Raw genomic sequence first — 17,974 nt, forward strand, 5'->3', positions numbered from 1 at the left:
GCGTCCAGCACTACCGATGCCGGTCGTATTTATCAGGATGTCGTTACCCCTTAGCTCCTTTTCTGGCTTCACTGCTTTCTTAGCAGAGTCATGCAATTTTGCAGGAACAAGGCTAAGACGTTGATTTCTAACGCGGCGCTGACCTACGACATAAACCGCATTTGGGTTACCCACGTCGATGTATTTTGGGACGATTCCCTCTGCCAAATAGCCAGTAAAGTCACCTAAAGGAGAGGTACACCACTTAGCACCCATACCTGATAGCCTCCAGGTTCTTCTTAATCTCCACTTGCAGGCGATTCGATTTCTCGAAGCACTTGGAGAGCTCGTCAGTGAGCCTTGCCATCTTCTCCTCGAAAGGCTCGTCATCGTTGTCTCTGTCAACAGTTAATTCCCCGGAATCACGGAGGGAGTTCCCCACCCTCGCGGTGGGGAGTTCCCTCCCTTCACACTGGGGCCAGGAGGCTCGCGTCAGCGCGCGCTTTAGCCTGTGGCTCCCTCCCCCGAACACGACGGGCCGGCCGTGATGGGCGACCCCGTCGATGATGGCAGCCGCCATCTGGCCGCCCGTGAGGACGGACCCCCGCCTGGAGAGGTCGACGTTGGCGGCGATTGCCAGGCCGCGCCCCTCGTAGCTCGCGTCGATCGCCTGGAAGAGCGGCCTCGCGCCGTCCCCGTCCACGGGGACGTAGCCGAACTCATCGATGGGCGGCGGGCCAGTCCCGTCAAGCGACCTCGTCGTCCTCTGGGGCGAGCCCTCGCGCTTGGCCTGCGAGAGCGCGGCGGCGAGCTCGGTGGTGGCGAAGCACCTCGCCCGCACGCCCGTCGGGCGGGCGGCGGTACCGGTCGCCACGAGCGTGCGGGCCTTGCCCGTGCCCACGGGGCCGTAGGGGGCCAGGTTCTGCGACTTGCGGACGAGCGCGCGGGTGACGATGCCCTCCCTCGTCAGCGTCGGCGGCAGCCTCGCCGAGGCCCGGTCGTACCCCTCGTGTAGACGGTAACGTGATTTACCGCGCGTGAGGTAAGTCACGTTACCGTCTACAATCCTCAAGGAGGGCGGCACAGGGCGGCGCTATGCGTCGAGACCGTCGAAGCCCTTCTCCCGCACCCAAGGCGCAAGCGCGCAACGTGGCAACGCCCCAGAACACGCAAGCGTGCACCAACACACACGCCAGCGCGATGATGGAAGGGAAACCCAGCGATGATCGTGAAGACCTACTACCAGGACGGGCGCATGGACGCGTTCGACACCGCCAATCTCACCGACGCGAGCATGCACCGCGGAAACGTCGTCACCGACTGGTCGCTCGACCTCCCAGGCGCCATGCGCGAGGGCGGCACGCTGCTCCTCTCCATGCGCTGGTACCCCGCGCCAGGGCAGGACGCGCCCGCCGGGCCGGAGGGCCTCCCCATAGCCCGCAGGCGCGACGGGCTCTGCGTCGTCGTGGCGGACGGCGAGGACGTGCCGCGGCTCTCCATGGTGACGGTGGACGGCGAGCTCGCCCTCCTGCGCGTGGGAGACGGCCTCGTGGACTGCAACCGCCTGGCGTGGGCCTCGCGCATCGCCGGCGGCCTGCCCGCCCAGGCGGTCTCGGCGCATCGCACGTTCAGCATGCTTGTGGGCGATGATGCAGACGGCACCGACGTGGAAGCGGAGGTCTGCCGCCTGATGGGCTTCGACCCTGCGACGTACGCGCTTGTGGAGGGGATGCATGAGATGACGTGTGCCAATCAAGAAAATACTGATGAGAGATTCAGCAAGGGTCCGCTTACCTAGAAAATACGCATAGCTCAACCCTGCGGATGCAATAATCCTCTTAAGGCAAAGCACGTTATTAGCCAGGTGAAAAATGAAAATTCATTACTTCCAACGCTACCAGCAAAAAGAAAACGTTGCGACTGCGAACACGATGCTGTTACTATCGCGCCTATACCAGTATTCCCCCGATAAGTTCTTCCGCTTTCTAAAGGCAGAATCCGATGCTTTTGAACCGGAGGTTACTTTTACCCTGCAGGAGAAGAACGAGTCCAGCGTTCCCGACGCGACGATTACCCAGGAAAGCTTCAAGGTCGTCGTGGAGACAAAACGGTCCGATAAGTTCGATCTGAATCAGTTAGTGAATCACCTTGCTGCATTCGACGATCAAAAATACAAGCGGCTAGTTACGCTTGCACCTATTCCAATGAGTGAAAGCATAAAGAAGCTCGTCGAGGCTGAGATATCAAAGCACAAAAAAGCCTCGGGCGAAAAATTTGGCATCGTTCATGTAAACATGACATTCAAAGAGTTGGCAGATGCGGTTCAGGACGTCCTCGATGACCATGATTACGATATGCAGGAGGTGCTCGACGATTACATCGACTACTGCCGCCATGACAATCTGATTGTCGAGCAGGACTCTTGGAAGTACCTGCGCATGCGGCTATGCGGCACCACCTTTGACTTCAATAAGAAGAGCGGTCTGTACTACGACAAAGCCGAACATGGATTTAGACCACATGACTATCTCGGCTTGTACAAAAACAAGAGTATCCGGGCGATCGGGAAAATCTGCGTGCGCATTGTGGCGTGGGAAGAATCTGGGAAAATGCGGTATCAGCCTGAATTCGGGGAGTGCACAAAAGAACACATGGACACAATCGTTGAGGCGATAAAGGACGGGAAAAATTACGGCTATGACTTGGCCGCAGAAAAGCATAGATACTTTTTCGTGGACCAATTTGTTGAGACTGATTTCAGAAAAGTCACCCCGTACGCTCCAATGGGAGCAAGGATCTTCGACCTCACTGATGTTTTAGGCGCTGACAGTCTCCCTGACGTACAAGAAATCGCAAAAACACTCAGCACGAAAACATGGAGCTAAGTGCCTGGAAGCTGTTTTTCTGACAATAGGGCAAACACCGAACTGATAGCAGAATGCGCCTCGGATGACCGGGGTGCATTTCGTTCACATTCTCTCTCGTATTCTTATCGCTCCTGTTCCTCCGCCCGCGACGCCGCGCCGGATGCCCTGCAGCAGGCGTAGGCGGCGAGCGTCACGAAGCCGGAGAGGAAGCCGGCTATGTAGGCGATGATGCTAGACCTCCTCCCCCTCGTCCTCCTCGCGGCGCGTGCCGATGCTGCGCGCGATGCCGATGACGGAGGCGGCGCAACCCGTCGCAGCCAGGGCGCAGATGCCCGCTATCGGCAACTCGTCTCCCGTCTGCGGGAGCTTGCCGCCGGGCGCCAGCGCCTCGGGGGTCTCGGGAGTCTCGGGAGTCTCGGGCGGCACGAGCTCCACGGTCTGCCCCTCGTCGTTCACGTCGGCATGGGACGCGACCTCCTGGCCGTCCAGGGCGAGAGACTCGAAGGCCACGACCGCGTGCCCGGAAAGCTCCGCGCCGTCGAAGGTGAAGGTGACCTCCTGCGTGCCGTCCGCCGCGTCGGGCACGAAGGCCACGGTGGAGGTGACGGCCTTGCCGTCCGAGCGCACGGGCTCGCCGGTCTCTTTGTCCACGAGCATGCCGGTGAGCGTGTACTCCTCGCCGGGCGTGAGCCCCGTGCAGGAGACGGTGTCCATGATTGTCACCGAGTCGTCGGCCACGGCCTCGTGGTCGCCGTCGTCCGCGTCGGTCGCCTCGGTCTGCACGCCGGACGCGGGAGGCGTCTGCGTGGGCGGCGCATCGTTGGTGAGCGTGCCCAGGTCCACGGTCACGCCATCGCGGTAGACCGAGACGTCGAAGGCCGGGATGAGCGTGCGGTCGGCATTGGCATCGTAGGGGAGCTCCTCGACCGTGTAGTCGTCGTAGGGCAGCGCGCCCTTGGCGTCGTCGGGGTCGGAGCCTCCGAACCACACGCCGGATTCCGCCGTGCCGCCGTTGGTGTCCGTGGTGTGGGCGTTCCAGCTGGCAGCCGTGGAGGCCTGGCCGTTGCCGTCGGTCACGATTATGTGGCTCTCGCCCGTGGTCTTGCTGGTGATCTTGAAGGGCACGCCCGCGAGTCGCTGCTGGTGCCGTCCGCCACCTTCACGAGCGCGAGGTCGCCGCGCACCACCTGCTCGGTGAACTCGCCTTCGGGCGTGAGCTCGAAGACCGCAGAGCCGTGTGGCCCGCATCCTCATTGGCGGGGCGGCACGCCAGGCCTTCCTGCACCACCTGACCTGCGTGAGGTGCGCCGGGACCGACAGGCGCCAGCTCGAGAGGCGGGTAAAGGAAGGAGCGCGCAAGGGCAGGTGGGCCGCCACCGTGCGCGCCCTCTCCTGCGTCAGGAGCATAGACGAGATAAGCGCGTTCTGCCTGGCCGCGGAGGCTGGCTGCCTCTCGGGGTTCCCCGCTGCACCGGAGTATGCGAGCTGGTGCGGACTCGTCCCCTCCGAGCACTCGTCAGGCGAGAGGGAGGAGACGGGGCACATCGCCAAAGCGGGCAACTCCGCGTCGAGGAGGACGCCCGTCGAGAGCGCCTGGCACCATGCGAGCTGCTCGGCAAGGCCCAAGCGGCTCCCCGGCGAGTGGGGCGCGCCCACTGCCGCCATACGCCCGCGCGGCAACGCCTGCGCCCGCGAGCTCGCCTGCTGGGTCTGGGAGATAGGCCGTGGGGCGGAAGGCACCTATCACAGATAGTTCCCCCGTATCCCATGGGCATCTCTGCCAGGAGGGCCTGCGGCCCTCGACGCACCGCCGGGAGCCGCTCGCGACTCCTTTTTTGGACAACCGCAAGGCTGCGTCCGCCACAAAGACTGACGTTCGCACGAGGCTCCCAGGCGAAGAATCGAACTGCGGCACCACGCCTCCCTACCAATTGCTGGGCCCTATGACCGGCAGGGGCGCGGGCACAAGCCCGCGAACATTAGCTTGCCAGGCAAGCGTCGACCAAGAGATGCGTGCCCCCAGGCCCACGCCTGGCTGGAAGTGACGGCAGGCCGCTTGACAACGCTTCTCTCGCATTAAAAGAAAGGCCAGGGGTTTTCGCCGCTGACCTCCAGTTTTATGGTCGCGGTGGCAGAATTTGAACCTGTGACCTCCGGGTTATGAGCGACCCAGAGGGCGTTTCATACCAGTTCCAGCGATTCCAGAATTGCAGCGAACGGTACCTGAACTGTGGTTTTCCCATTCTCCACGTTCTGTGCGCTCTGGGTTTCCTGTCCTTCCGACATCCGTTTGTCGGTCATTTGTTGGTTCTGATGTCGGTGAGAATGTCGGTTAACAAATGGCTGTGGAAAACGGACGTTTGGAGGACCGATGGAGTACGCGAGCAGGGGGCCTGAGGAGGCGCGGCGACACCGACCAGTGGGAGGTGACGCTCTCCCGCAGGAACCCGATAACCGGGGAGCCCGAGAGGCTCTACTGCATCGCGAGGGGCAGGACGAGGCGGGCAGCCGAGAAGGCGCGCGACGAACTCATAGCATAGTGCAGCTCGAGCTGGAGGGCGGCACCGCGGCGTCCAACGTGTGCGTTCGCGACTTCATGGACGCGTTCCTGCGCTACAAGGAGGGCTCCAAGACGATAGAGTCCTCCACGGTACGCAGCTACCGCGCGAGACAAAGCAGATCTGCCACTACCTGGGCGACGTGAGACTCTCGGCGCTCACCGTGGCCGACGTCAACGGCTGGATGGCCCGCATGACCGCCGACGGCTACGCGCCGAAGTCGGTGGCCAAGCCCTTCCGCCTGCTGAAGCAGGCGCTCAAGTGGGCGATGTCGCAGGACCTGGTGCGCAAGAACGTCTGCGAGTTCTGCAAGCCGCCCAAGTGGGTGAAGACGCCCATAAACGCGCTCGATCGCGCCGAGCGCACGCGCATGCTGAGGCTCGCCGTCGCGGCCGAGGCCACGAGCCCGCTGGGCCTGGCCATAGAGCTCGCGCTCACCACCGGCATGAGGCGCGGCGAGGTGTGCGCGCTGCGCTGGAGCGACGTGGGGGGCGACGGCACCGTGACCGTCTCCCACGCGCTGGGCAACGGCGAGGGCGGCTTCTACCTGAAGGAACCCAAGACCGGAAGCTCCGCGCGCACCATACCGCTCACGGCGCACACGGCGGCGACCCTCAGGGCCAAGCGCGCCGACTCCCGGCGCGTGCTGGCCAAGATGGGAGTCCCCGCCGGCGACCCCTTCGTACTGGGGACGCAGGAGCCCGAGAGCAGGCCCTACAACCCCACGCAGCTGGGGAAGGACTTTCTCGGCGTTCTGCAAGATGAACGGCTTCGACTGCACGTTCCACGACCTTCGGCACATCTTCGCCACCATGATGATCGGGAACGGCTGCGACGTGCGCACCGTGGCGAGCTACCTGGGGCACGCGAGCGTGAACATGACGCTCGACATCTACGCGGACGTGGACCCGGAGGCAAAGAGGGCCGCCGTGGGCAAGGTGGACGAGAGCTTCGACCTGGACATGAGCTCGCCGGCGCTCTGGGAGCCGCAGGTCGCACAGCCAGCCGCCGAGTCGGAGGGCCTCACGTTCACCGTGGGACAGCTAGAGGCCATGCTCGCCGAGACCAAGCGGAGGGAGGCCGGCCATGAGGGCGCTTAGGGCACTGCTGCGGTTGCTGAAGGCCGTCGCGCGCATCGCGCTGCGCTGGATGTAGCCGCGCCGCTAGAGCCTACTCGAACCCGAGGTTCGACCTCCATGGGCCCCTTTACCTGTGAGGCCCTCGGACGGGCCGGCTTTACTCGAACCTACTCGAACCTACTTGGACCCGAGGTTCGACCTCCACGGGCCCCTTTACCTGTGAGACCCTCGGACGGGCCGGCTTTACTCGAACCTACTTGGACCTACTTGGACCTACTTGGACCCATGCAGGGAATAGTACTGCGACGGGTCGTGGGCGCTGTTGCCGTGCCAGTCCAGAATCCCCTTCTTTACCAGGGACTTGAGGACTGGTCGCGAGACCTTTACGCTGCGGCCGAGGTGGTCGGCGAGCTCTCTGGCGGTCACCCGCCCCCTCCCGTACACGTACTGGAGGGCGGCGAGCTCGTACTCGCCCAGGGCGCCAAGCGCGTCCTTGCCGATGTCACTCGCGATCGTGTCGCCCCGGCGCAGGACGCGCGAGGTCGCGCTGTTCTCGAGCGTGAGCCTCACCGAGGCGCCGTTCGGCTCCGAGAAGGTGGGCTCCCTCAGGAAGAAGCTCACCATCTCGTCGTATATGCGCTGCACGCCCTCGTTGAGCTCCCTGACCCAGCCGAACTCGACCAGGGTGCGCGCGATCGTAGGGTTGCGCGACCAGCGGGTGTACTTCATGTTCTCGAGCGTCACGATGTTGGGGAGCTTGCCCGGGCTCGTTATCTCGAGGCGGTCGTCGTACATCATCACGCGGATGTGGTCGCCGCTCATCGCGTAGTCGCGGTGTGTGACCGCGTTAACGAGCCCCTCGAACCAGGCGAACTCCGGGTACTCCGGTATGACCTTGAACCTGCCGTCGTCCCCGAGGTACTGGAACTCCCTCAGCTGGCTCGAGATGAACTCCTTCGCGCCATCGATGGTCTTGGGGAGCGGCCCGTCGAAGGTCCTGTCCTTGACTATGTTGAGCCTGCGCCCCGTCTCCATCTTGCTGCCGTCGAGGCGGATGACGCGCACCCGCGCCCACGGCATGAATCTGGCGGGGCTCTCCGAGAAGAGGAGGACTCCCGCGTTGGTGAGGTGGCCGTCCTGGAGGAAGCCGCGGCTCCGGAGGACCTGCTCGTCGCTCGCCTCCGTGCCGAGCTCGGCCTTGTAGCGGGCCATCACCTCGGGGTCCACGTCCCCTATCGAGGAGCGCTCCTGCACCTCGTCCTCGTAGCGGCGCTGGTTCTTGTCGTACTCGAGCGCCAACACCTGGTCGCGCTCGAGCTCGACGCTGCTGTCCTTCTAGCGCAGGAAGACCGCCTTGTCGCTGCGCCTGGATATGACGTGACCCGACGAGGGGCTTATTTCGAGCACGAGGATGCGGTCGTCCTCTCCTCGCGAGTTGATTACGGGGATTCGCGCGGGATGGACCTCCGGCACGGGCTCGCACCCCGCGAGCGCCGCCTGTTCGAACTCCTCGATGCTGCGCGCTCCGCCCCTCTTGAACCCGGTCACCGTGCCGTCATCCTCTATCCCGATGACCAGCTTGCCGCCCGACGCGTTGGCGAAGGCGCAGATGTGCCGGGCCGTCTCTTTGGGATTGAGCCGGGCACTCTTCCGGTCGAAGTACTGGTTCTCGTCCGCCTCGGCGAAGAAGCCAGGGTCGTTGTTGTCCAATGGCAGCTGCATGCGCGTCTCCTAAAAATCAGAAAGGGTGCAGTCCCGTCCCCTCTGGCTAGCCGAGCAGGGCGTTGAATACCTCCGAAGAGCTGGGATGCGTGTAGATGCCCTGCCCAAGCTCGGTTGCGCTCACGCCGTGCGCCATGCAGACGGCGACGGTGTTGATGAGCTCCTGCGCGTCCGTGCAGAGCAGGGCCGCCCCGAGGATGAGGTCAGTCTCCGTGTCCACGATGAACTTCGCCATGCCCTCGCTCTCGCCGAGGATCTTGGGGCGCGGCATCACCGCCAGGCTCGCGATCGGCGCCTTCCGCACCGCATACGGCCTGCCAGAAGCCGCAGCCTGCTCCTCGGAGACGCCCACCGTCGCGAGCGGGGGCTCCAGGAAGGTGGTCGTGGGCACCGTGCGTCCAGCGGTGCTGCGACCCGCCAGGCCGGGGTAGACCTCGGGCCAGGCGTCGGCGAGAATCACGCGGTGATCGTCGAAGGAGACGTAGGTGAACTGCGGGCCGCCGTTCACGTCGCCGGCAGCCCAGACGCCCTCGACGGAGGTCCTCAGGTGCTCGTCCACCTTGATGGCACCCCGCTCCGTGAGCTCGATGCCCGCCGCAGCGACATCGAGCGCAGCGACTTCCGGGCGACGACCCACGGCCACGAGGGCCGCATCGGCAACGACGCTGCGGCCGTCCTCCAGGACCACCCGCACGGCGCCGTCCACGTCCTCGAAGCGCTGCGTCCGCGCCTGGCAGACGAACTCGACGCCCCGGGCCCGCAGGACGTCCGCGGCACAGGAGGCGACGTCCTCGTCGAAGCGGGAGAGGGGCCGCGCGGCCGTCTCGAGCAGGGTCACCTTGGTGCCGTACGCCGAGAACAGCGTGGCGAACTCGAGGCCGATGGGACCACCGCCGACGATGGCGAGCTGCGCAGGCAGATGCTCGATGTGCTGGATGGAGGTGGAGTCGAAGACGCGGGGGGAGTCGATACCCGGGAGGTCGGGCCTAAAGGCGGCAGACCCGGTGTTGACCACGATGCGCGGGGCGCTCATGCGCACGACGCCCTCCGCCGTATCGACGGCGACCGCATGAGGGCCTACGAAATGGGCCTCTCCCACCACGACCTCAACGCCCGCATCGGCCACCATCTTGAGATTGGCGGCGTTGAGCTTGGCGATGAAGCCGTCACGGTGCTCCTGGGAGCGCGCGAACGCGGCGGCTGCCTCGGCGGGGCCTGCGGCGCCAGCGCTGGCGCGCCTGTGGCGGTCGGCATCCACCAGCAGTGTCTTGGTCGGGATGCAGGCGATGTTGATGCAGGTGCCGCCATACATCTGAGGGTCTCTCTCAATTAGGGCAACTGAATCGCCGGCCTTGGCCCGCTTCATCGCAATAGTCTTGCCCGCCTTGCCGAAGCCGATGACCAACAAATCATAGGTATGAGCCATAGCAACCATCCCAGTCTCCTCTACCGAGCGGCACTGCCAGCATGCACGTATGTGCAAAGCTTATAGCAAAATTCCGCACAATCCAGGCAAGGAAAACCAATGCGCACCCGGTCCTAGGGCCCAGGGTCAAGAGCGTGGCACGGGCACGGTAGCCAGGGCGAGCACAGCCGCAACGCTAACGCACACGCCTCCGGCGCACAGTCACGCGGCAGCTACGCCGTTTTCTGAGCGGCTTCTAACCTGCCAGAAAAAATCTTTGGCGGTCAAATGTTGGTCAAAAGAAAACCCTGACCTGTCTTCACAGGTCGGGGTTGTAGTTTTGGTCGCGGGGGCAGGATTTGAACCTACGACCTCCGGGTTATGAGGGCCTTGGATTGAGTTGACAGAAGGAGACACGAACCGACAATAGTGCCTGTGAGCTGGCCTTTTCGATGACGTTAGTACCGCTGCACGACACAAGATGACACTGGTTTTTTTCGCCAAAGTCACGGCAAAGTCACGGCACCTGGGTTGCAAGTCCGCAGCTCAGGTGCCTTTGCTTTGTGCAGGTGAGAAGAACGGTTGACTAGCGGGGCTCCACCCGAAGCGTCCTGCACAGCTCGGGCACCCACGAGACGACCTTCACCACGCCGCCCTTTGCCGCGAACTCGTCCATATGCTCGCGAGGGAGGTCCATTGAGCGCAGCACGGCCCAGCCGTCCGCATCCTCGGGCAAACTCTTGTCCAGCACGCTCGACCCGCGCCAATCGGACTCCCCGACGAAGGCGATGGCAAACCGCATGTCCCCGGCAAGGATGGCTCTGATATCACGCTTCAAGAAACGGTAGTCTCGTTCGTAGCCGTCGTAGTGCGTGTGCCAGCCGCCTATGCCCAGCGTGTACTCGCTGCCGAACTCCATCCAAATGCCCTCGCCGCCGGAAGGGTTCGCGACCTCGACCTCGGTCTCCTCGTCATAGAGGCGGCCGTAGCCCTCCTCGGCGTTGGTGTGCTCGACGATCTCGCAGCCCTCAAACAGCTTGAGGATGTCGGCCTTGCGCTCCCAAGGCCGCTCGATCTCCATGAAGAAGTCAACGGAGCGATAGCCATACGCGCCAACCTCTTCTTTGTCGAACGTAACACCTTCGAGCTTGAGTCGGTCACCCATCGGGTCGACCGCCAGCCAAGGATTGGTGCGGCTCTCGTCGTCGTAACCCGTTATCCAGCTCACGCCGAAAACGATCCACTGCGCCTTGGCATCCACAGGCAGCTCCACGGTCGCGGTCAGCCCGTCGGCGGTGGCGGTGTAGTCGTACTCGTGCTCACCGTGCCCGTGGGCGAAGTCCTCGAAGTCGTATTCGACGCCAATCACGAGCACGGTGCCTCCGCCCTCGATCTCGGTGGCCTCGAGACGCTCGCCGCTGTCCATGCTGCCCTCGCACGCGCACGAGGGGTCAAGCCTGCATTCCAGCACATGAGAAGCCCCGTCTGGCTCGTGCCGGTAGGCAATGCGCATATTGCCATCAACGGGGTGCCTCGTGCCGTAGTCGGAGGTGTCCACGACCTCCCACAGCCCGTCGGCTGAGTAAGGCTCGTTATCCAGCCACAGCCCCACGTTGCCCAGCGGCATCTCGATAAGCTCCATGACTACGCCTCCTCACCCAAGCTTTGCCAGCTAATCTCGTGCTCGTTGCGGAACCAATGGCCGTTCTCCTCGAAGGGCGATACATCCGCTTCGGGCTTGATGCTGCTCACTGCTTCGGGCCCGCGCACGATGTCGATGTCCTCCATGAAGTGCCAGTTGCGGTCGAAGACGATCTGCTCGTCATCGAAAACGAACGCCACCGCCCGTGTAGTGACGCAGACGCCCATGCGCTCGTCCTCGAAGTCGCGCTCCATCTCAGTGCATACCAACACGTCGCGGATGGTCGTGCCCACAAGCTCGTCAATCATCTCGTAGCCATCGGGACCGGCGGACTCGCCATGTTCCAATCGTCTGAAACGCAGGAGGCACATGTCCTCGAGATCCTTGTAGTAAGAGGCGCACACATTTGTGGCCGTCAGCTGAAACATGACGCCATCGACCTCGATGCCTATGTACTCCCAGCTCGTATCGACACCACCCAGTTCGCGCATGCGCTGAAACTTCCCCATGGTCTTGCCGATGAGCGACCCTAGCAGTTCAAGCTCTCCATCCTGTAGTTGCTTGGGATTGACCGTGCCGATGAAGGGTTCGATACCGAAGAAGTGCGGCCACGACATCTCCTCGGTCACCTCGTCGAACACCGTCCAGAAATCCACGTCGGGGTCGTCCGATATGTTGTCAACGAACTGGTAGAGCGGCTGCATCCGGTCGCGCAGGAATTCCTCAACGACATCCGCCGACTGGCAGGGCTCGGCCTTGCCGGTCGGGAAAGCCTTCTCGAACATCTGCCTGAACTCGCTGTAGATAGCCGGGTCTGCAGAGGTCTCGCCAGCCCACAGATGGGGATTGGCCTCGGAAAGGAAGTATCGTGCCTTCTCAGGAACGTCATCGCCGGGATGGTACCGCACTTCCAGCACATCGACCATAGCGCAGAACGTCTCCCACGCATCGAACTCCTTCATAACCGCCCCCTTCCAGAACAATGGCTGAGGACATTATCTCACGCGAGTAGGACACGAATATAACCAGCAAATGCAACAGTCTCCGATACTTCTTGCCAGACCGCCTAGCGATTGAAAGTCCAGGTTACTTCCAGGTAGTCCCTGCTGATGGTGTAGACACCGATGGTCTCGTGATCGGCATCGAAGAACTCCACCTCAAAGTCATCGTCGTTGTACTTGTAGACTATGGCACCCTCGACGCCGGCTTTGAGGTCTTCGAAGTCGCGCGTTAGGCGCACACAGTCAAGCTCGTTCATGAAGTTGCTCCCATCGCGTTAGCCCTTCCTCAGCCAAGTGCTGTCATCATCCACCTTGATGCCCCAGTGCTGCTCATAGGCTTCGACGAAATCAAGCACGACTTTCTTGAAGGTCTCAGCATCAACGCGCGTCCCGCCGAACTCGCAGTCGAACACGACGCCGTCTCCTGCGTTTCGGTTGTCCCACGACAGCTCGATCATACCGTTCTTATATTCAAAGAAGATGTCGGGGAGGATTGCGCCACCACGCTCGCTAATCCAAGTATGCTCAAAGGACCAGTTACCAAAGAGATCGTATTGAGCGTCAAGCTCGTCCATCTCTTCGTCCGTGCTATCGTCGTCGACCTCCGGGAGCTGGGCACGAGCGTACGCGTCCTTCTCCGCCGCGAACTCGCCCTCAGCTTCGATGGGGAACGGGTCTTCCGTTATATTGCGGGCAAAGCTGTTAAGCCATGCGACAAGACCCTCGAGATATAGCCACCTCGTGGTGTAGTGGCAGTCCTCTTTGGTGAACCCCAGCAGGTTAATCCCATTGGCCCACATGCTGATTTCCGTGCAACGATTGTCGCCGAGAAAGGCGCAGCCGATGGCAAAGCCGGAAGGATCGCCGACAACGATCTGCTCAGCGATAACCTCCCGTGCTCCCTCCATCTGTGATGCGCCCATCTATCGCTCCTTGATTGAATAGGGAAAAGTGGGGCTTATCGAGTATGGCAAGCCCAACCCTTCGAGCTGTAGCGCAGCGCACTTAATATCCTCAGCCTTGGCGGCAAGAAGGACGGTGGGCGCAGCCTCAATCATCCGCTTCGCGCCGAGATAGTTGCAGGCCGCTATGTCGGCCACAGCACGAATGGACTCCTTGGAATTTGCCGCGCCTTCCTCAATCGATAGCTCGTAGACCGTCTCGTCCGTGCGGATGGGGTCGATGTAGGTCCTCGCCAAGGCATCCCCGCAGTTCGGGCAAGTCCAGGTGAGCGTTGACCCATCAATGCTCTTCTCCATCTCGGTGCCGCAGTTGTCGCACTTCATCGACTTCCCCTCCTTTGCGGGTAGAACGTCTTGAACGTTCCCATTTTACGACGGTTTGCCCGGCCATGACCATCATCGTCGGCCACATAGTGAGTTCCGCTTGGCCTGGCCCAAAGAATGCTCGTCGGTGCTGTAACGGCAACGCCAAGCTTATTGGCCAAGTTCTGAGCGAATCCGTCATCGAGCTTGCCCGTGCTGCACAATAGCAGCCTGATTTCCTGCCCATGGTACCCAGTGCTGTGCTTGATGAGCTTTGCCGCAACGCGATGGTCTATCAGCATCTTGCTACCGTTGTGGGTGATTTCAATAGATGTGGGCGATCCGTGGGCAATTACGTCGAATGTGCCATTGGCATCTACATCACGTCTGCGAGCAATGAACTTGGCAAAGTTGTCGTTCGAATCCATGTAGGTGACGTCACCCGCAGCTGCAACAATGACGGCGATGGAACCAGGCGCGTCCAACAGTTGTTGTGGGTTGCCTCTCGTCCCATGGAAACGGTTGCTGCTTCCTTTAGCCACGCTCGCGGCCCCCAATCTGCCCGCGACCGCGCCCCTCGAAGGCGTAGATAGGAATCCCCAGCTCGCGTGGGTAGTCGGACACGCCATACGCCTCCGACCCGTACCACACCAGCCCGCTCGGGCGCAGCTCGTCGCAGGCGATGCGCAGCCCCTCGCAGAAGAGCTTGCGGTCGTCAACATCCTTGATGCAGGCCCTCGCGCCAACGCCGATAAGCGACCCGTGCGGCAGGCCGTCGAGCGCCCAAGAACGGGTCAGCTCCTCCACGCGCACGTTGGGGATCACCTCCATCCCCAGGTGGTGCTGCATCCAGAATCCCGTGGCCCGGTCGCGGTAGGTGTTCCACACCTTCATTGCGCCTGGGAAGTCCGTGCAGGAGGAGAAGTCCGCCGAGACGGCACCTGCGAACTTCTTGAGCCGCTCGGCGTACCGCTCCGGCTGCGTCCAGACCCGCTCGAACCGGAAATCGTCCTCGTAGAACATCACGTAGCAGTGGAAGTCGCGGCACTTGTCGTTCACCGCCTCGGAGAACGGGATTAGCCCCTCGGGCACCCTCTGCGTACCCTCGATGCAGGGCATGTCGAACTCGCCCTCGAACCTCGCCCCGCGCACCAGCTCGGCGTGGAACACGTCGCGCTTGTGCATGGGCTTCCACTTGTGCGACCTATCAGCCATTGGTCACCTGCTTTCATCGTCGAAATGCTGACGATGTAAGCTTCGCCCCATGTCACAAGCTCGCTCTAGGAACGGTTCACAAGCGATTTCACAGAGATTTGGTGCGCGGTAGCCGGTTCTAGGCGGCGGTGAGGTAGCCTGCTTGCCCGGTCTTGTCGATGCGCATGTAAGTGTAGCTCGTGTTGCCCGAAGACCACGCCGTGCCGTTGCCCCCGACTAGCGACCGGTAGTTGTAGAAACACTGCATGCCGGATATGCCGCTCGTGGGCAGTGCCCAGGTGGCGTCGGCGTAGATCGTCGTGAGCGACCCGCAGCCGGCGAAGGCATAGAAGAGGTCGGTGAGGTGAGACGGGTCGAAGCCCCGGAAGTCCATCTCGGTGAAGGCGCAGGAAGAGAACGTGTAGCGCAGGGACGAGACGTTCGCCAGGTTGCCCAGCCCGGTGATGGTGGCGAGGTTTGAGCAGCTGTAGAAGAGGTAGATCAGCTTGAGGTCGGCGAAGCCTCCCATGTCGGAAGCGAAATGCACGCTCGTGAGCTGTGGCCTGTTGGAGGCGTCCCAGGGCGTGAACCCCATGCCCTGGTACTTGCCTATTGCGCAGATCCGCCCGGATGCCAGCAGCTCACGCGTGGAGTCGGGAGTTGCCGTCGCCGTGAGCACCGCCTGCCCGTCCGCGTAAAAGTGCCCCCAGAACCACGTGCGATTGTCGGCGTTGGGGTTGGTCAGGACGCCGCCCGCCCCCAGCTTGCAGACAGACCCCGCGCTCGTCGTGGAGGGCACGAAGCCGTCCGTGCCGCCCACGAGCCGGGAGCACCCGTAGAACATGGAGCCGGAGCTGGCGATGGCGTTGGTGAAGCTCGTGGCGTAGATGGTCTCCAATGCCCCGCAGGAGGTGAACATCTGCGTGCCGTTGGTGAAGTCGGAAAGGTTCTCGAAGCCCACCACCTCCGTGCAGTTGGCGAAGGCGTTGAACCAGTAGGCGCAGTTGGTGATGCCCAGCCCCGCGATGGACGAGTCGATGTAGACCCGCTTAACGTCAAGCTTGATGGAATCCCAGGGACGGGCGGATGCGGACGAGTACCCTGCGGTATCCACCTCGAACACCTGCTGGATGGTGCCGCCGGATGCCGAGTAGCGCCGCTCGTAGTAGTTGATTTCGAGAGTGCCGTTCGTGAGCAGCAGCGCGCGCACCTTGAAGCCAACGTCCCACTCCAAGGCAAGAATGGCAGGCGCCATGTCCTCGGGCCGGTAGAGCGTGCTTTCCCCGTTCTGCCCGCGAATGGCATCCGCGATGCCCTCGAAGACGCGCTCGCTCAAGATGCCCGATTCAAGCGCCTTGTAAGGCTGCGCCTGGTAGTTGCCCGCATCGGTGCCGTCAAGCGCCGCGACCGCCGCCGCCATTTGCCTGGGCTTGTAGAGCGTGGCCGTGCCGTTCTGGTAGCGGATCGCGTTCGCGATGTCCGTGAGGATGCTCGTGTTTATGGTTCCGACAGCCATCAGAACTCCTGATCAGAGAGGTCGTTGAGGTCGGCGATAGCCGCGCTGATCTGCTGGTTCACCCAGGTCTGTGTTGCGTAGGCAGAGAGGTCGATGGAGAGCGTGCCGTTGGAAAGCGACAAAGGCGAAGCAGGTGAGAAGGTCGTCCCGTCTGCGCCCGCCGGCCCGGTCGGCCCCTGGATGCCCTGCGGCCCCTGCTCGCCCGTCGCACCCGTCTCGCCCTTAAGCCCGTGGAAGTCGAAGGCGAAGGTGCGGGCTGATGCGGTCCCGCCCAGCGTGACGCCCACGGTCGGCGTGCCTGTGGCGGCATCGACCGTGGCGGACGCACTGGTTATCGTCGCGCTCACGCCGTCATCGCCCGGATCGCCCTTCGGCCCTTGCGGCCCCGTGTCGCCGGTCTCGCCCTTCTCACCCTGGGGGCCGGTCGCACCCTGCGGCCCCATCTCCCCTTGGACGCCTTGGATACCCTGCGGCCCGATAAGGTTTGCGGAGCTTGAGCCGGATGCGGAAGTCACGGTGAGCACGGTGTCGTCCCAGGAGTGGGTGCAGCTCACGCCGTCACTGCCAGCGGGTCCAGTCTCACCTTGTGGCCCGGTCGCACCAGTCGGCCCGACCTCGCCCTGCAAGCCCTGCGGGCCTTGCTCGCCGGTATCTCCCTTGTCACCCTTCTGGCCCTGCGGCCCAGCCTCGCCCTGGATGCCTTGCGGCCCGGTCTCGCCTGTGTCCCCCTTATCGCCCTTGACGCCCTTGGCAACGTCGGCCGTGGTGGTGCTGTTCCTATCGGTGATGGTGATGGTCGCGCCTTCGGCGGTCTGGATCACGGTCGCAACCGGGCTGAACCCGTCCAACTCACCGCTTGCAGCCGCCTCCACAAGCGCCACCCGCGCCTCGTCGGCGTTGCCCGCAGCCGTGTTGGCAAGCGCGGCGGCCCGGTTCGCCGCATCCGCCGCATCGGTCGTTACGCTCGTGGCGTTCTCGTAGGCGCGGATCGCCTCGATGAAGAGCGAGAACCCATCCCCGGATTCGGCTCCGCCAATGACGACCTGCTCCACGTGGATGCAGAACACCCGCGAGGAGATTGCGGCCTCATCCTCGGAGACGACCACCTGCGCATACACGATGCCCTCGTGCCCCGCCATCGTAGCCGGGTAGAAGATCTGGAAGGTGCCAGCGGAAGCATCAACAGCCACGAACTCCTCTGTGCCGCGCACGTGCGCCTCCTGGTGCCGCCAGGCAAGGTAGACGTTGGCATTGGAGAGGTCGACCGCCTCGCCGCCGCGCTTCACGGCTAGCGAGATCCCGCGCCCGTGCGCATCGGCGGGAGAGGCCACGAAGACATCCCCGATCACGTCGTCGGCGGTCTCCCACACCAGCTCGTGCAGCCCGTATCCGTCCAGAGCGCCCATAGCACCTCGTTCCAGCTCGAAGTTCCCGAGAGAAGCTTACGTTGCCGTCACGAGCTGGCCTTTAGAAGTCCAGGCCGGACAGGTCATCAAGTGCTGCGATGGCATCATCCACGTAAGACTGCGTAGCAATCGTCTCGACCGTGCCGGTAGAGGTATCCACTGTGACAGCATCTGCTATGGCGTTCACGTTGTCGGTCGCCACACCAGCAGCGTCCTCCACAACGGCCATGCGCTCCATGAGCGAGCTCGTGGCAGAGTAGGTGGCCTGCTGCACCGTGCCGATAACCACGCGCACGGAAACCGTGTCGCTGAACGTCCGCACCTGCTTGACCACCCGCGC

At 62.9% G+C, this 17,974-nt stretch carries 20 protein-coding genes and 2 pseudogenes; 6 read left to right on the forward strand and 16 right to left on the reverse strand.

What is annotated here, in order from left to right; all coding sequences use genetic code 11:
- Positions 1-244: 244 nt before the first annotated feature.
- Entirely contained in the window at positions 245-1,030 is a 786-nt protein-coding gene (locus tag ACMPH2_RS05495) for an ATP-binding protein (protein WP_417118828.1), read from the reverse strand.
- A 171-nt stretch (positions 1,031-1,201) separates the two neighbouring features.
- Here ACMPH2_RS05495 and ACMPH2_RS05500 point away from each other — a divergent pair, with 171 nt between their 5' ends.
- Entirely contained in the window at positions 1,202-1,777 is a 576-nt protein-coding gene (locus ACMPH2_RS05500) for a hypothetical protein (RefSeq protein WP_417118829.1), read from the forward strand.
- A gap of 73 nt (positions 1,778-1,850) precedes the next feature.
- The gene (locus ACMPH2_RS05505; RefSeq protein ID WP_417118830.1) at positions 1,851-2,864 is read left to right on the forward strand and encodes a hypothetical protein; all 1,014 of its coding nucleotides are present in this window, start codon (positions 1,851-1,853) and stop codon (positions 2,862-2,864) included.
- 213 nt (positions 2,865-3,077) lie between these two features.
- Here the strand turns inward: ACMPH2_RS05505 and ACMPH2_RS05510 are convergent, their stop codons facing one another.
- Complete coding sequence (locus tag ACMPH2_RS05510; protein WP_417118831.1) at positions 3,078-3,971, reverse strand: VaFE repeat-containing surface-anchored protein; 894 nt, start codon at positions 3,969-3,971, stop codon at positions 3,078-3,080.
- A 112-nt stretch (positions 3,972-4,083) separates the two neighbouring features.
- On the opposite strand from ACMPH2_RS05510, the gene ACMPH2_RS05515 reads away from it, so the two are divergent.
- Together ACMPH2_RS05515 and ACMPH2_RS05520 are read left to right on the forward strand one after the other, a co-directional pair.
- Positions 4,084-4,599, forward strand: coding sequence for a transposase (locus tag ACMPH2_RS05515; protein ID WP_417118832.1), 516 nt, complete (start codon positions 4,084-4,086; stop codon positions 4,597-4,599).
- A gap of 786 nt (positions 4,600-5,385) precedes the next feature.
- Positions 5,386-5,550 carry a hypothetical protein gene (locus tag ACMPH2_RS05520; RefSeq protein ID WP_417118833.1) on the forward strand — a complete coding sequence of 55 codons (165 nt, stop codon included), beginning with the start codon at positions 5,386-5,388 and terminating at the stop codon, positions 5,548-5,550.
- 61 nt (positions 5,551-5,611) lie between these two features.
- Here ACMPH2_RS05520 and ACMPH2_RS05525 read toward each other — a convergent pair whose 3' ends face one another.
- Positions 5,612-5,905, reverse strand: coding sequence for a hypothetical protein (locus ACMPH2_RS05525; RefSeq protein WP_417118911.1), 294 nt, complete (start codon positions 5,903-5,905; stop codon positions 5,612-5,614).
- Here ACMPH2_RS05525 and ACMPH2_RS05530 point away from each other — a divergent pair.
- A pseudogene (locus tag ACMPH2_RS05530) lies at positions 5,850-5,963 on the forward strand (hypothetical protein); the annotation flags it as partial. The gene ACMPH2_RS05525 and the pseudogene ACMPH2_RS05530 sit on opposite strands and share 56 nt — an antisense overlap.
- Positions 5,964-6,120: 157 nt before the next feature.
- A pseudogene (locus tag ACMPH2_RS05535) lies at positions 6,121-6,504 on the forward strand (tyrosine-type recombinase/integrase); the annotation flags it as partial.
- 252 nt (positions 6,505-6,756) lie between these two features.
- Here ACMPH2_RS05535 and ACMPH2_RS05540 read toward each other — a convergent pair.
- From ACMPH2_RS05540 to ACMPH2_RS05600, 13 genes are all read right to left on the reverse strand, one after another.
- The gene (locus ACMPH2_RS05540) at positions 6,757-7,785 is read right to left on the reverse strand and encodes an ATP-binding protein (RefSeq protein WP_417118834.1); all 1,029 of its coding nucleotides are present in this window, start codon (positions 7,783-7,785) and stop codon (positions 6,757-6,759) included.
- 33 nt (positions 7,786-7,818) lie between these two features.
- Positions 7,819-8,205 (reverse strand): AlbA family DNA-binding domain-containing protein, encoded by a 387-nt coding sequence (locus ACMPH2_RS05545; RefSeq protein WP_417118835.1) that lies wholly within the window; start codon positions 8,203-8,205, stop codon positions 7,819-7,821.
- 46 nt (positions 8,206-8,251) lie between these two features.
- Positions 8,252-9,631 carry an FAD-dependent oxidoreductase gene (locus ACMPH2_RS05550; protein WP_417118836.1) on the reverse strand — a complete coding sequence of 460 codons (1,380 nt, stop codon included), beginning with the start codon at positions 9,629-9,631 and terminating at the stop codon, positions 8,252-8,254.
- A gap of 565 nt (positions 9,632-10,196) precedes the next feature.
- Complete coding sequence (locus ACMPH2_RS05555) at positions 10,197-11,252, reverse strand: hypothetical protein (protein ID WP_417118837.1); 1,056 nt, start codon at positions 11,250-11,252, stop codon at positions 10,197-10,199.
- A 2-nt stretch (positions 11,253-11,254) separates the two neighbouring features.
- The gene (locus ACMPH2_RS05560; protein ID WP_417118838.1) at positions 11,255-12,214 is read right to left on the reverse strand and encodes a hypothetical protein; all 960 of its coding nucleotides are present in this window, start codon (positions 12,212-12,214) and stop codon (positions 11,255-11,257) included.
- A 104-nt stretch (positions 12,215-12,318) separates the two neighbouring features.
- Positions 12,319-12,510: a DUF4926 domain-containing protein gene (locus tag ACMPH2_RS05565; RefSeq protein WP_417118839.1), complete on the reverse strand. Its 192-nt coding sequence runs from the start codon at positions 12,508-12,510 to the stop codon at positions 12,319-12,321.
- An 18-nt stretch (positions 12,511-12,528) separates the two neighbouring features.
- Positions 12,529-13,176 carry a hypothetical protein gene (locus ACMPH2_RS05570; RefSeq protein WP_417118840.1) on the reverse strand — a complete coding sequence of 216 codons (648 nt, stop codon included), beginning with the start codon at positions 13,174-13,176 and terminating at the stop codon, positions 12,529-12,531.
- A complete protein-coding gene (locus ACMPH2_RS05575; protein ID WP_417118841.1) occupies positions 13,177-13,539 on the reverse strand; it encodes a hypothetical protein in 363 nt (120 codons plus the stop codon). It lies immediately after the preceding gene.
- The gene (locus ACMPH2_RS05580) at positions 13,536-14,060 is read right to left on the reverse strand and encodes a hypothetical protein (RefSeq protein ID WP_417118842.1); all 525 of its coding nucleotides are present in this window, start codon (positions 14,058-14,060) and stop codon (positions 13,536-13,538) included. The genes ACMPH2_RS05575 and ACMPH2_RS05580 overlap by 4 nt, the downstream gene beginning before the upstream one ends.
- The gene (locus ACMPH2_RS05585) at positions 14,053-14,733 is read right to left on the reverse strand and encodes a DUF4417 domain-containing protein (RefSeq protein WP_417118843.1); all 681 of its coding nucleotides are present in this window, start codon (positions 14,731-14,733) and stop codon (positions 14,053-14,055) included. Before ACMPH2_RS05585 ends, ACMPH2_RS05580 begins: the two co-directional genes overlap by 8 nt.
- 118 nt (positions 14,734-14,851) lie before the next feature.
- On the reverse strand, positions 14,852-16,228 hold the full coding sequence (locus ACMPH2_RS05590) for a leucine-rich repeat domain-containing protein (protein ID WP_417118844.1): 1,377 nt from the start codon (positions 16,226-16,228) through the stop codon (positions 14,852-14,854).
- A complete protein-coding gene (locus ACMPH2_RS05595) occupies positions 16,228-17,634 on the reverse strand; it encodes a collagen-like domain-containing protein (protein WP_417118845.1) in 1,407 nt (468 codons plus the stop codon). Before ACMPH2_RS05595 ends, ACMPH2_RS05590 begins: the two co-directional genes overlap by 1 nt.
- A gap of 61 nt (positions 17,635-17,695) precedes the next feature.
- Positions 17,696-17,968: a hypothetical protein gene (locus ACMPH2_RS05600; protein WP_417118846.1), complete on the reverse strand. Its 273-nt coding sequence runs from the start codon at positions 17,966-17,968 to the stop codon at positions 17,696-17,698.
- Positions 17,969-17,974 lie beyond the last annotated feature (6 nt).

This window comes from Olsenella phocaeensis (genome assembly GCF_048189965.1).
Classification (GTDB): Bacteria; Actinomycetota; Coriobacteriia; order Coriobacteriales; family Atopobiaceae; genus Olsenella_I; species Olsenella_I phocaeensis.